The following is a 13,861-nucleotide window of genomic DNA, read 5'->3' on the forward strand; positions in this document are numbered from 1 at the left end:
TAATTTGTTTTTCCCTACAGGCAAATGAGAGTAATGGTTCATTTCCATTGAGGCAATGACCTAAATCATTCATGTTGGTGGAATAGATACAGAAAAACTATGTGTGAGCAACAGGAGCAGACGTATGGCGGAACATCGAAAGGTAAAAGTCGGCTGGGAAGAGTGGCTCTCCCTGCCTGATCTTGGGTTACCCGCCATCAAGGCCAAGGTGGATACCGGAGCGAAAACCTCGGCGCTGCATGCATTTGGAATTTACGAGTTTACCGAACGCGGGAAAAGCATGGTTTCTTTCGGTGTGCATCCGCTGCCCGAACGGCCGGATGTGGAAATTCACTGTACCGCGCCTTTGGTGGATAAGCGGGAAGTGACCAGTTCCAACGGTCAGACGGAACTCCGGCATATTATTGCGACCACACTGGAAATCGGAGGGGAATCATGGGAAGTTGAAATCTCCCTTACCTACCGTGAGAATATGGCCTACCGCATGCTGCTAGGGCGTTCGGCCCTGGAAGGTCGCGCTATAGTGGATCCGGTGAAATCCTGTCTGTGCGGCGTTTTGTCCGATTCACTTTATGATGAATTGATCGCTGAAGAGCCGGAGCACCGGCCGCTCAAAATACTTCTGCTCAGTCGCGAGCCGGAAAATTATTCTTCCCGGCGCCTTGTGGAAGAAGCGGAACGCCGTGGACACAGTATGGATATCATCAACACAAAACGATGTTATATGAATATTACCTCAGCCAATCCCGATGTGCGGTACGGCGGTCAGGTTTTACAGGGGTATGACGCTGTTATTCCCCGGATCGGCGCCTCCATTACCTCATATGGTACAGCTATTGTTCGCCAGTTCGAAGCAATGAATATTTTTTGCCTGAACTCTTCCGACGCCATACGTCGCTCCCGGGACAAGTTGTATGCGCATCAGCTTCTGGCTGCCCAGGGCATCGGCATGCCGGTGACGGGATATGCCAGTTCACCAAATGACACCAATGATCTGATCAATATTGTGGGCGGTGCCCCGATGGTGCTTAAACTTTTGCAGGGAACGCAGGGCAAGGGTGTGGTTCTGGCGGAAACAAAGAAAGCCGCAGAATCGGTTATCGACGCCTTTCGGGGACTAGATGCGGATATACTGGTGCAGGAATTTGTCAAGGAAGCGGCGGGAACCGATATCCGTTGTTTCGTCATTGGCAACAGGGTGGTCGCTGCCATGAAGCGAACCGGCAGTGACGGTGATTTCCGCAGTAATCTGCACAAAGGGGGCAAGGCTACGAAAATCAGGATCACCAAAGAGGAGCGGGCGACGGCGGTTAAGGCGGCGCGCATACTCGGGTTGTCGGTAGCTGGTGTGGATCTTCTTCGAACGGAAAAGGGGCCGAAGGTTCTGGAAGTGAATTCCTCTCCCGGCCTGGAGGGTATCGAGACCACGACGGGCAAGGATATTACCGGCGCCATTCTGGATTACGTTGAAAAGCGGGCAAAGATCATTGCTGACAGGCGCCGCAAAAGTGGTCGGAGGCCTGCCCGCTTGAGAACGAGTTCCACTGTCCAGTCTCCGGATGAGACCCCGGCCGGTTAAAATTCTTCATCGTCAATGTCGTCAAAGAGTTCGTCTTCTGCGCTGAGGTCGAGTTCGCCATTGTTGATCTCGTAGGCGCGCAGCTGGCGATAGGCGCTCCGGAGCGTGGCGTAAAAATCGGTGGATGATTTGCTGAGATCGTCCAGGGTTTCCAGGTTTTCTTCCCGATAGATCAGGCCGCGAAGGGCCAGCCGGCCATATCTCAGATACCACCAGCCCTTGTTTTCGAGATACAGGCTGACCGGGTCATAGAAGAAATCGACCATAAAACCTGTGAAGTCGCGCACATTTGACGGCCCGAGAATAGGCAGCATCAGGTAGGGGCCTTCGCCAAATCCCCAGACGGCAAAGGTTTCGCCGAAATCTTCGGTATGACGTTCAATGCCCCAGTGGCTTGCCGTATCCAGGATGCCGAACAGGCCGAAAGTGGAGTTGATCAGGAAACGGGTGATGGAGGTGGCCGCTCTCTCCGGCTGGGCCTGGAGGATGTCATTGATGAACGTGACCGGTTCACGCCAGTTGTTGACAATATTTGAGATGCCGGTCCGCACGGTCGGCGGGCCCCATTTCCGGTAGAATTTGGCAGTGGGTTCAAGAATGACGTCATCAAACGCATTGTTGAAGGCAAAGATCGCTCTGTTCCAGGGTTCAAGCGGGTCGTTGGCTTCCTCATAGGCTGCAAGCGCAGCCGGATCGTCCGTTGGCGGGCGTGTGGCACAGCCGGATATCAGGAAAGCAGCCAACATCAAAGTCAGCAGGAGAGAAAAACCGGTACGGTCCGCCGCAATTTTCTGTACAGAAATTTTCATAACATCCTTTTGAGCCGGGACTTAGCCTTGGGCGGTTTCCTTCCAGATAAGAATTACTAGTCCAGATGCTTCAGCTTTTCAATATGCAACAGGTAACACCCGAAGATAAATTTTAAATTAACGACTTTACTTTATATAAAGATATATTTATATGTTTGTTTATTATTTGAATGGTAAGGGAACGTTATGTCTGAAAATTCTCTGGACGAGATACTGGCAGCACTGAGGGCGGCGGGAGAAGAAACCCGCCTGCGGATACTGGCGCTGTTCAGGTCTGGTGAATTGACTGTAACCGAGCTTGTGACCATTCTGCGCCAGAGCCAGCCGCGGGTTTCCCGTCACCTGAAACTTCTTTGTGAGGCAGGTCTTCTGGAGCGTCACCGGGAAGGTACATGGATTTTCTACCGGCTTGCCGAGCAGGGCGGGCCGGGTAACCTTGCCCGGGCGGTGCTTGATTTTATACCCTGGTCGGACCAGCTGTTGCAGCATGATCAGGAACGGTTGACGGAAGTTAAACGGGAAAGAACGGATCGGGCGGCGGAGTATTTTCGCCAGAATGCCGTAAACTGGGACAAGATCCGCTCGCTTTATATCTCCGAAAAGGATGTGGAAAGCCTGCTTCTGGAACTTACGAGTGACATGGAGATTGACACCCTGCTTGATGTGGGAACGGGTACGGGGCGCATGCTGGAGGTTTTTGCCTCCCGAATAAACCGGGGTATCGGGATCGATCTGAGCCGGGAAATGTTATCTGTGGCGCGGGTTAATCTCGAAAAAGCAAAAGTAGGGAATTGCCAGATTCGCCATGGCGACATGTATGACCTTGCCTTGCCGGATGAGACAATTGATCTGGTGCTGTTTCATCAGGTGTTGCATTTTGCCGATGATCCCCTGTCAGCACTGAAGGAAACCAGCCGGCTGCTGAAAAAAGACGGCCGGGCAGTTATTGTGGATTTTGCACCCCATGAGCTTGAATTTCTCAGGCAGGAACATGCGCACCGGCGCCTCGGGTTTTCGGATCAGGAAATCCGGGGCTGGTGTCGCCAGGTAGGGCTCATGTGTGACGACATGATTACCCTGAAGGGCACGGAACTTGATGTTTCAGTATGGGTAGCCCGTAAAAAATAAACCCGGTTTCATAATAAATAGTCAGTAAGAGATCAGAACAGTGACAGAAGACCAGAAAGCAGCTCTGCTCAGGCCCGGCTTGTTTGCCGTCAAACCGACGGGCATAAAAGTTTCCTTCGAATTTTTTCCACCGAACACGGAAAAGATGGAGCAAACCCTGTGGAACAGTATCCGTAAGCTCGAACCTCTTCAGCCGGAAATGGTTTCCGTGACCTATGGTGCAGGTGGCAGCACGCGGGAGCGGACCTATGCAGCTGTGTCGCGGATTCTGAAGGAAACTTCGCTTACTCCCGCAGCCCACCTGACCTGTGTGGCCGCCAGCCGGGACGAGGTGGATGAAATATTGCGCAAATATTGGGATGAAGGGATCAGACATATCGTTGCCCTGCGTGGAGATATGCCCACCGTGGGTCAGGCCTATTACCCGCATCCCCGTGGTTATAAGAATGCTGCAGACCTTGTGGCCGGGGCAAAGAGAATAGGCGATTTCGATATTTCCGTGGCCGCCTATCCTGAACACCATCCTGAGTCCGGCAGTGCCCAGGCTGACATTGATAATCTGAAAAGAAAGGTTGATGCCGGGGCAAGCCGTGCCATCACCCAGTATTTTTTCAATGTTGAGCATTATTTCCGTTTCATGGACAAGGTGCTGGCTGCAGGCATTAGCGTGCCGATCGTCCCGGGCATCTTGCCGGTCACAAACTTTGCCACCGCCAAAAAATTCTCTCAGGCAAGCGGGGTAGAGGTACCGGACTGGCTTCATGACCTTTTCGATGGCCTCGAGGATCGTCCGGAATGCCGTCAGCAGGTGGCGGCAACAGTTGCGGCAGAGCAATGCCTGCGTCTTTACCAGGGCGGCGTGAAGCATTTTCACATCTATACCCTGAACCGGGCCGAGCTGACCTTGGCCCTTTGTCACATTCTGGGCATCCGCCCCCAAACCAATGTCGGAGATGGAGAAAAAAATGACCGAACGCAGCGCGCTTCTTGAAAAAGCTCTGGCCGAACGTATTCTGATTCTTGATGGCGCCATGGGGACCATGATCCAGCAGCACCGGCTGCAGGAGGCGGATTACCGGGGAGAGCGTTTCGCCGACTGGCGGCAGGACGTGAAAGGCAATAACGATCTTCTCACCCTGACCCGGCCCGATATTATTCAGGACATACACCGCGCCTTTCTGGAAGCCGGCGCCGATATCGTTGAAACCAACACCTTCAACTCCACCAGTATTTCCGAAGCTGATTACGGCATGGAGGAACTGGTTTATGAACTGAACCGGGATGGCGCGCGCCTGGCCCGGGAAGTTGCCGATGAATTTAGCGCAAAAACGCCTGACAAGCCGCGTTTCGTGGCCGGTGTTCTCGGCCCGACCAACCGGACGGCCAGTATTTCACCGGATGTAAACAACGCCGCCTTTCGTAATGTCGGCTTTGATGAACTGGTGTCGTCCTATGAGGAAGCAACAAAAGGCCTGATTGAAGGCGGTGCGGATCTGATATTGATCGAGACCGTTTTTGACACCCTTAATGCCAAAGCGGCGATTTTTGCCGTTCAGACTGTTTTTGAGGAACTGGGCGTGGAGTTGCCGATCATGATTTCCGGCACCATCACCGATGCGTCCGGGCGGACCCTGTCCGGTCAGACAACGGAAGCTTTCTGGTACAGTGTCCGGCATGCCAACCCAATCAGCATCGGGTTTAACTGTGCCCTGGGTCCTGATCTGCTGCGCCAATATGTCCTGGCGCTGTCCCGGGTGGCGGATACCAACGTATCGGCGCACCCCAATGCCGGCCTGCCCAATGAGATGGGTGAATATGATGAAACGCCCGGGGAAATGGCAAGCCAGCTTCGGGAATGGGCGGCAAGCGGGCTGGTCAATATTATCGGCGGCTGCTGCGGCACCACGCCGGAACATATCAGGGCCATTGCCGAGGCAGTGGCGGAGGTGCCCCCGCGCAAAATTCCCGTGATAGAGCCGCATCTGATGCTGAGCGGGCTGGAACCTTTCGAAGTTGTGCAGGCCTGACGGCAGAGGACGAGATGATGAAAAAAAGCCCTATCTTTATCAATGTGGGAGAGCGGACAAATGTAACCGGGTCCGCTGTGTTCAAGAAGCTGATCCTGGACGGTGATTACGCCAGGGCACTGGATGTTGCCCGCCAGCAGGTCGAGGCAGGCGCCCAGATCATTGACATCAACATGGATGAGGCCATGCTGGACAGTGAACAGGCCATGGTCACTTTCCTCAACCTGATTGCCGGGGAACCGGACATCAGCCGGGTACCGATTATGATCGACAGTTCAAAATGGTCGGTGATCGAGGCGGGGCTGAAATGCATTCAGGGCAAGGGGATCGTGAATTCCATTTCCCTCAAGGAGGGGGAGGAGCCCTTCATTGAGCAAGCGAAAAAAATCAAGCGCTACGGTGCTGCGATGGTGGTGATGGCGTTTGATGAAAGCGGTCAGGCGGACACCGAAGACCGCAAGTTCGAGATTTGCGAGCGTTCCTACAAGATATTGACTGAGAAAGTGGGCTTTCCGCCGGAGGATATTATCTTCGATCCCAATATTTTTGCGGTGGCGACCGGTATTGAAGAGCATAACAGCTACGGTCTGGATTTCATCGAGGCCACAAAACGGATCAAGGAAGGTTTGCCTCATGTTCATGTGTCCGGCGGGGTCAGTAATGTCTCTTTTTCCTTCCGCGGGAACAATCCGGTGCGTGAAGCCATGCACAGTGTATTTCTGTATCATGCGATTCAGGCCGGAATGGATATGGGCATTGTCAATGCCGGCATGATCACGGTTTATTCCGATATCGAGCCGGAACTGAAGGAACGGGTCGAGGATGTCATCCTCAACCGCCGTCCCGATGCCACCGACCGGTTGCTTGAAATTGCTGACAAGTTCAAGGGTGAAAAGGGCGTCGAGCGCAAGGAGGATACGGCTTGGCGCGAACTGCCGGTGGAAAAACGCCTGACCCATGCCCTGGTCAAGGGTATCACCAGTCATATCATCGAGGATACGGAAGAATGCCGACAGAAGGTGTCGGCGGCCGGTGGTCGCCCGCTCGAGGTGATCGAGGGGCCGCTGATGGACGGCATGAATGTGGTCGGCGACCTGTTCGGTTCCGGCCAGATGTTCCTGCCCCAGGTGGTCAAGTCCGCCCGGGTCATGAAACAGGCGGTGGCTCATCTGATCCCCTATATCGAGGCGGAAAAGTCCGAAGGTAGCCGGGCCAAGGGCAAGATCCTGATGGCCACGGTGAAGGGCGACGTGCATGATATCGGCAAGAATATTGTCGGGGTGGTGCTGCAGTGTAACAACTATGATGTCATAGATCTTGGCGTCATGGTGCCGTTCGAGAAAATCCTGAATACGGCCGAAGAGGAAAAAGTGGATATCATCGGCCTGTCCGGACTGATCACGCCCTCGCTGGAGGAGATGTCTACAGTGGCGGCGGAAATGGAGCGCCGCAAGCTGAAACTCCCGCTGATGATCGGTGGCGCGACCACGTCAAAAGTTCACACGGCCGTCAAAATTGCTCCCAATACAACGGGCGGGGTGGTGCATGTACTGGACGCGTCTCGTGCTGTCGGGGTGGCGAGCCAGCTGTTGAGTGAAGAGCATCGTGACGATTTTCTGGCGAATGTGGCCAATGACTATGCGGAGATGCGGGAGAAATATGCCCGGGGCCGAAAAAAAGACAACCAGGTTACCCTGGCTGAAGCCCGCGCCAATGCCTTTCAGATTGAGTGGTCTGAATATCACCCGCCGGCGCCCGGGTTCACCGGCATAAAAGTTTTTGAAGACTATGATCTCGGTGATCTGGTGAACTGTATTGACTGGACGCCTTTCTTCAGGACCTGGGAACTGGCCGGCAACTATCCGAAAATCCTTCAGGATGACGTGGTCGGGGAAACCGCTCGTCATCTGTTTCAGGATGCGGAAGCCATGCTTAAGTCGATCGTCGATGAAAAGTGGCTGAAGGCCAAGGCGGCAATAGGGTTCTGGCCGGCCAACAGTGTCGGCGATGATGTGGAGCTTTATAATGAGGACGGTTCTCCTCTGGAAACGGTGCATTTCCTGCGCCAGCAGATCAGCAAGCGGCAGGGTCGGGCCAATATGTGTCTTGCCGACTTTATCGCCCCGAAAGAAAGCGGTCTCAAAGATTATCTCGGCGGTTTTGTGGTCACTGCCGGCATCGGGATCGAGGACAAGCTGAAGGAATTCAAGAAAAATCACGATGATTATAATGATATTCTTTTGAAGGCGCTGGCCGACCGGCTGGCTGAGGCCTTTGCTGAACGCATGCATGAACGGGTGCGGAAAGAGTTCTGGGCCTATGCACCTGACGAGAGCCTTGGCAACGAGGAACTGATCCGGGAGCAGTACCAGGGAATTCGTCCGGCCCCCGGTTATCCGGCCTGTCCGGACCATACGGAGAAAGCGGCCCTGTTCAGCCTGCTCAATGCCCGGCAGAATGCCGGTGTGACGCTGACGGACAGTATGGCCATGCTGCCGGCCAGTTCCGTCTCGGGTTTCTATTTCAGTCACCCGGACAGTCAGTATTTCGGGCTTGGTAAAATTTCCCGGGATCAGGTGGAGGATTATGCCGCCCGTCGGGGGATGGATGTTGCCGAGGCCGAGCGCTGGCTGGCGCCAAACCTGGCGTATTCCAGGTAGGAAGCGATCTTCCTCTGGTTATTTAAGTTTGTAAATTATAATATGTAGATGAGTCAATGTATATGCATTGCATATTGCAAGCGCCTTATTTAGGGATATGCGATGTGCATACATGATGCAAAAAGCAATGCAAAATGCATTAAAATACATCTAATAAGTGATATGGTTAATAAAAATTAATATTAAAGGTAGTTGTTTTTCATATGGTTACATGAAAAACTTTATTCTGGCACATCTTTTGCTATAAAATATAGTGAACTGGGCCTGTAGCAAACCTGCCTGGTTTATCCGGTGTGACGGACCCTGAGTACCAGGAAAGTATGAGTACGTCCGTTATGCCGGTTTTATATTTCCAGGTTTTCCGATCAGTTACTTGTCTCCGGCATTGTCCGGGGTTAGTGTTGTGACAAAATTACTCATCGGGGATATCCATGAAAAATGCAATCTTGTTATTATTGGGAGGCCTTTCACTCCTGACTTCTTCGCTTGTGCAGGCCGAGGAAAGTAATCTTCCACCTATTCCAATGATCAGTGAACATGTTATTTCGCAGCCGCCAGCCGGGTGGTTTATGGCCTATGGATCCGGAAGCCAGAAGAATCGTCTGGTGGAATATGTTCCGAAAGGGCAGGATTCAAATGATTGGCAGGAAAAGCTGACGGTTCTGCAGCTTCATGACATGTCGGGCGATTTTTCCGAGTTTTTTATCTCGAAACAAAAAGATCTGGGCGATACCTGTGCGCAGGTCAATGCAGGAAAGACGGATATCCGGGAATTGCCGGAGCAGAAAATTTTTACCGCTAATATCGAATGTATTGATCCTGACGTAAAAACCAGCAGCCAATCTGCCGACGCTGCAAAAGTCAGGTTGATATATGCCTATCGCGGCATAGAAACATCACACGGGAATTATTTCATATATTATACTTGGTTTGGCAGCGAGCAGGAATTGCGGACCAAGCGACCGACCGCGGACCATATCAATTCCGTTCTGGACAAGGTGTCGGTCTGCAACTTTTCCAATTCTGACCTGGTTTGCCCGGCCGCGGGTATTCTTGATGCCGCAGGCCGGAAGAAATTCCTGGCGGCTGCCGCCAGGACTGCCAATCGCATGCTGAAGGAAGGGGAACCCACGTCGACGCCGGATCAGCAGGGGCAGTCAATTGCCCATATGATGGCCATGCTGACGGTGGAGCCGGAGGGCTTCCAGGATCTGCCCGAGGATCAGAAAGTGGATGTCACTGTGGCGCTGGATGTCATTGATCAGGACTGGTCCGATATGACTACCCTGGTGCAACAGTATCAACTTGCATGGAGTTTGTATGCAAGCAACCGGAAACTGATACTGGTGGCACGTTACGGGGCTGATCACAATGACGAGGATATCACTGACCGGACAGGAGACAGGGTCAAGGTCGCCAGTTATATGTATATGCTGAAACAGGTGCTTTTCTCGGTGGGGAAGATACCTGACGAACAGATCAGGCTTCGGTTTTTCCATCTTCCGGAATATTATTGAGCAACCTGAGAGTAATCAGAAATAATGTCCGGCAATAATGCTGGCAAAAACGATGGCGCCGAAATCCCGGTTGGACTTGAACAGTTTCAGGCATCGGCCCGTATTCTCCATATCCAGAGACCAGATCTGCCAGAGCAGATGAGCTGTGGCAGCTATGATCCCGATATAAAAACCGAATCCCAGTCCGGTCATGCCACCGGCGATAATGAACAGTACCGCCGTCATGCCGTAAAAGAGGACAAGCCAGGCCGGCGTTGATTTGCCCAGTCTGAGGGCGGTGGATTTGACGCCGATCAGCGCATCGTCTTCCTTGTCCTGGTGGGCATAGATGGTGTCATAACCCAGGGTCCAGAATATGCCGCCGATGTAAAGAAGCCAGGCCGGTGTCTCGAGGGTGCCGGTTGCCGCGGCCCAGCCCATCAGCGCGCCCCAGTTAAATGTCAGGCCGAGGAAAAACTGCGGCCACCAGGTGATGCGCTTCATGAAGGGGTAGGTAACTACCAGGGCCAGCGACAGCATCCCCAGTTTGACCACGGTGATATTGAATTGCAGCAGGATTAGAAGTCCGGTCAGGCATAGCAGGCCGAGGAACAGGAGCGCCTGTTTGACCGAAACCCGGCCGCTGGGCAGCGGGCGTTCCCGGGTGCGTTCCACCTGGGCATCGAACTTGATGTCAGCCAGATCATTGACCACACAGCCGGCCCCCCGCATGACATAAGCGCCGACGGCAAACAGGATCAGCAGTGTTACATGCGGCAGGCCCCATTTCCAGTAATCGCCGTGCGCATGAGCGCCCAGCGCCAGCGACCACAGGCAGGGCCACAGCAAAAGCCAGGTGCCGATGGGCCGGTCCGCCCGCATCAGCTGCAGATAGGGAACGGCCGCCGCAGGTGCGTACCGGTGAACCCAGCTGTTACGTACAGTATCCTTGGGGGCTGACGCCAGATGATTTTCCGGATTTGTCATTGGTCATTCCGTTATTGCGGGGTATAACATTGTCAGTTCGTCAACCAAGGTAACTCATTCCATGACCAGTGCAACGCCAAATATCAGGCTTTTTGTGGAACATGATCTCATTTCCGATCAGGAGTTTCTGATCGACGGCAACCAGGGTCATTATCTGATCAATGTCATGCGCATGAAGGAAGGTGAGGTCGTCGCCCTGTTCAATGGCCGTGACGGGGAATGGATGGCGCGCCTTGAAAAATGCGGCAAAGGCAAGGCGATGGTCAAGGTGCTTGGCCATCTCGAGGACCAGGCGGAGGAGCCGGATCTCTGGTATCTGTTCGCCCCGGTGAAAAAGGCCAGGCTTGACTATATGGTGGAAAAGGCGGCCGAGCTCGGCGTGTCCCGGATCCAGCCGGTGATGACCCGTCGGACCATTGTCGACCGGGTCAAGGAAGAACGCCTGCGGGCCAATGCCATCGAAGCCGCCGAACAATGCGGGCGCCTGACAGTGCCGGTGATCGAGGAGCCGGTAAAGCTGGACAAGCTTCTGGCTGACTGGCCTGATGACCGGCTGATCATGTTCTGTGACGAGGCCGGCGGAGAGGGCGAGCAGGAGATTTTGCCGGTGGGCCAGGCTGTCGAGCAGGCGGCACAGTCGTCAGGGCTGGAAAAATGGGCTGTTCTGATCGGTCCCGAAGGCGGTTTTACCCCGGAAGAAAGGCAAATGATCCGGTCCCATTCCCAAACCGTTGCTGTAACACTCGGGCCGCGCATACTCAGGGCGGATACTGCGGCGGTGGCCGCCATTGCCCTGTGGCAATCCTTTGCCGGTGACTGGCAGTGACAGGCCGTCGGACAAGCGGGCTCATTTGCTGAATTTGTCACCTATGCATACAGTTTCTGTTGTTTGGCAGCCTGCGAAAAGCTAGACTGAAAAAATGACCGACCCTGAATTCAAATCCCCCTGGGACCCCGAAAACCACAGACCGCCCTCCAGTGGAGGCGGCTCCTCCGGTAATGGACCGTCTTTCTGGAAGATGTACAAATGGGTGATCATTCCTATTGTGGCGGTTTGCGTCCTGCTGTGGATGTTGCCGGATTTCTCGCTGTCAGGGGATCGTGGCGCGGCCCTGATCTATGACCTTCTTTTGCTGGCGATGGTCGGCAGCGGTCTGATTGTTCACATCCGAAGCAATCCGGGGCAGGCGCTCAGGAATATCGCCGGCTGGGTTATCATTCTCGGTATTCTGGCGCTGGGCTACAGTATCTGGACCGGCAGCGGACGACTGGGCCAGGAACTGAATCCTGCCGCCGGCCAGGTCGCAAACGGCAGCATTTCCTTTCCGGCGACCGCAGGCAGTCATTACCTGCTCAGGGTGCAGGTGAACGGGGAGCCGGTGAACTTCATGCTGGATACCGGGGCGAGCGATGTGATCCTGACCGCCCGGGACGCTCGCCAGGCGGGCATTGATCCGGATCGGCTGAGTTATTCCCACCCCTATGATACAGCCAACGGAAGAAATTTTGGCGCCCGGGTTGTGATTGCAGAAATGTCGCTCGGTCCCATCCAGCTTGAGAACGTCAGGGCGTCGGTCATTCGGGACGGCCTTGACCAGTCGCTGCTGGGGATGAGCTTTCTGGACAGGCTTTCTGCCTACCAGGTGAAGGATAATATATTGACATTATTTCCCTGACACCCCAAATGGACATGATCACCACAGCGTGATTGGGAGTTGATTGGAAACTTCAGAGAAATAAAGATAGTTTTGGGAGCAATTTCATTATGGGTGAAAACAAGTGACGACAACTCCTCAGGATAAAAAAAGCCCTATTACCTCCAAGCAGCAGCTGATTGACTATATCGCTTCAGGAGAAAAACCCCGCGAGGACTGGCGTATCGGTACCGAGCATGAAAAGTTTGTTTTCTGCAAGGACAGTTTTCGTCCCGTTCCCTATGAAGGGGAGCGCAGTATCCGGGCGATCCTTGAAGCCAAGGGCCGTGAATTCGGCTGGGACCCGATGATGGAAGGCGACTATATCATCGGTCTGACAAAAAACGGGCAGTCAGTGACCCTGGAACCGGGCGGGCAGCTGGAACTGTCCGGTGCACCGTTGGAAACCCTGCATCAGACCTGCAGCGAGGTTAATTCGCACCTCACAGAAGCCAAGGCGGTCAGTGAAAAGCTCGGCATCAGGTTCCTGGGGGTTGGATTTAACCCGAACACCCGTCTGGAAGATGTACCCCACATGCCAAAAGGCCGCTACAAAATCATGACTGACTACATGCCTAAAAAAGGCAAGCTTGGTCTGGATATGATGTATCGGACGGCAACTGTACAGGTTAACCTGGATTATTCGGACGAAGCGGATATGGTCAGGAAGTTCCGCACTTCTCTTGCCCTGCAGCCCATTGCCACGGCTCTGTTTGCCAATTCCCCCTTCACCGAAGGAAAACCCAACGGCTTTATGAGCTATCGCAGCCACATCTGGACCGACACGGACCCGGATCGGTGCGGCATGCTGCCTTTTGTTTTTGATGAGGCAATGGGGTATGAAGCCTACGTCGATCATGTCCTGAATGTACCTATGTATTTTGTCTATCGGGACGGCAAATATATTGATGCCTCCGGCCAGTCATTCAGGGATTTTATCAAGGGAGAACTGCCGGCTTATCCCGGTCATGTGGCGACCATGCAGGACTGGGAAGATCACATGAGCACCCTGTTCCCGGAAGTGCGCCTCAAGAAATTCCTGGAGCAGCGTGGTGCAGACGGCGGATCCTGGAATACCATATGTGCCCTGCCTGCACTCTGGGTTGGATTGTTATATGACAACGATGCCCTCGATGCGGCTTGGGATTTGTGTAAAAACTGGACTATAGAAGAGCATGATATCCTGCGCCGGGGAGTGCCGAAAGCGGCCTTGCAGGCTGAATTCAAGAATAGAAAAGTTCTGGAATGGGCCCGGGAAATGCTTGAAATTTCCGCCCACGGGCTGAAACAACGCAGTCGCATGAATTCCACTGGTGAAGATGAAAGAATCTTTCTGAATATTTTGTTTGCCATTCTGGACAACGGTCATTGTCGTGCCCGGAATCTGCTGGAAATGTATCATAATGAGTGGAACGGAGACATTAACCGGCTGTTTCTGGATCACGCCTTCTGATCTTTCCGCATTGATCCCGGCCTGTCTG

At 53.7% G+C, this 13,861-nt stretch carries 9 protein-coding genes and 1 pseudogene; 8 read left to right on the top strand and 2 right to left on the bottom strand.

Annotation, left to right across the window (positions count from 1 at the left end):
* The first annotated feature begins 124 nt into the window (after positions 1-124).
* On the top strand, positions 125-1,579 hold the full coding sequence (gene rimK / locus ACORNT_RS07475; protein ID WP_321397562.1) for a 30S ribosomal protein S6--L-glutamate ligase: 1,455 nt from the start codon (positions 125-127) through the stop codon (positions 1,577-1,579).
* Here rimK and ACORNT_RS07480 read toward each other — a convergent pair.
* The gene (locus tag ACORNT_RS07480) at positions 1,576-2,388 is read right to left on the bottom strand and encodes a VacJ family lipoprotein (RefSeq protein ID WP_321397565.1); all 813 of its coding nucleotides are present in this window, start codon (positions 2,386-2,388) and stop codon (positions 1,576-1,578) included. The genes rimK and ACORNT_RS07480 overlap by 4 nt on opposite strands.
* Before the next feature lie 186 nt (positions 2,389-2,574).
* Between ACORNT_RS07480 and ACORNT_RS07485 the strand changes: the two genes are divergently transcribed.
* The 4 genes and pseudogenes from ACORNT_RS07485 to ACORNT_RS07500 all read left to right on the top strand — a co-directional run bounded on the left by ACORNT_RS07485 (position 2,575) and on the right by ACORNT_RS07500 (position 9,720).
* Positions 2,575-3,516: a metalloregulator ArsR/SmtB family transcription factor gene (locus tag ACORNT_RS07485; RefSeq protein ID WP_321397568.1), complete on the top strand. Its 942-nt coding sequence runs from the start codon at positions 2,575-2,577 to the stop codon at positions 3,514-3,516.
* Positions 3,517-3,556: 40 nt separating this feature from the next.
* Positions 3,557-4,507, top strand: coding sequence for a methylenetetrahydrofolate reductase [NAD(P)H] (metF, locus tag ACORNT_RS07490; RefSeq protein WP_321397571.1), 951 nt, complete (start codon positions 3,557-3,559; stop codon positions 4,505-4,507).
* Positions 4,470-8,203, top strand: a pseudogene (gene metH, locus ACORNT_RS07495) (methionine synthase). Before metF ends, metH begins: the two are co-directional and overlap by 38 nt.
* A 569-nt stretch (positions 8,204-8,772) precedes the next feature.
* Complete coding sequence (locus tag ACORNT_RS07500; protein ID WP_321397580.1) at positions 8,773-9,720, top strand: hypothetical protein; 948 nt, start codon at positions 8,773-8,775, stop codon at positions 9,718-9,720.
* Between the two features lie 15 nt (positions 9,721-9,735).
* Here ACORNT_RS07500 and ubiA read toward each other — a convergent pair whose 3' ends face one another.
* Positions 9,736-10,686, bottom strand: a complete 951-nt coding sequence (gene ubiA, locus ACORNT_RS07505; protein ID WP_321397582.1) for a 4-hydroxybenzoate octaprenyltransferase — start codon at positions 10,684-10,686, stop codon at positions 9,736-9,738.
* 61 nt (positions 10,687-10,747) lie between these two features.
* On the opposite strand from ubiA, the gene ACORNT_RS07510 reads away from it, so the two are divergent.
* The 3 genes from ACORNT_RS07510 to ACORNT_RS07520 all read left to right on the top strand — a co-directional run bounded on the left by ACORNT_RS07510 (position 10,748) and on the right by ACORNT_RS07520 (position 13,833).
* Positions 10,748-11,512: a 16S rRNA (uracil(1498)-N(3))-methyltransferase gene (locus ACORNT_RS07510; protein ID WP_321397585.1), complete on the top strand. Its 765-nt coding sequence runs from the start codon at positions 10,748-10,750 to the stop codon at positions 11,510-11,512.
* A gap of 94 nt (positions 11,513-11,606) precedes the next feature.
* The gene (locus ACORNT_RS07515) at positions 11,607-12,362 is read left to right on the top strand and encodes a retropepsin-like aspartic protease family protein (RefSeq protein ID WP_321397588.1); all 756 of its coding nucleotides are present in this window, start codon (positions 11,607-11,609) and stop codon (positions 12,360-12,362) included.
* A gap of 103 nt (positions 12,363-12,465) precedes the next feature.
* Positions 12,466-13,833 carry a glutamate--cysteine ligase gene (locus ACORNT_RS07520; protein ID WP_321397591.1) on the top strand — a complete coding sequence of 456 codons (1,368 nt, stop codon included), beginning with the start codon at positions 12,466-12,468 and terminating at the stop codon, positions 13,831-13,833.
* Positions 13,834-13,861: the final 28 nt, after the last annotated feature.

The organism is Emcibacter sp., from assembly GCF_963675455.1.
Lineage (GTDB): Bacteria > Pseudomonadota > Alphaproteobacteria > Sphingomonadales > Emcibacteraceae > Emcibacter.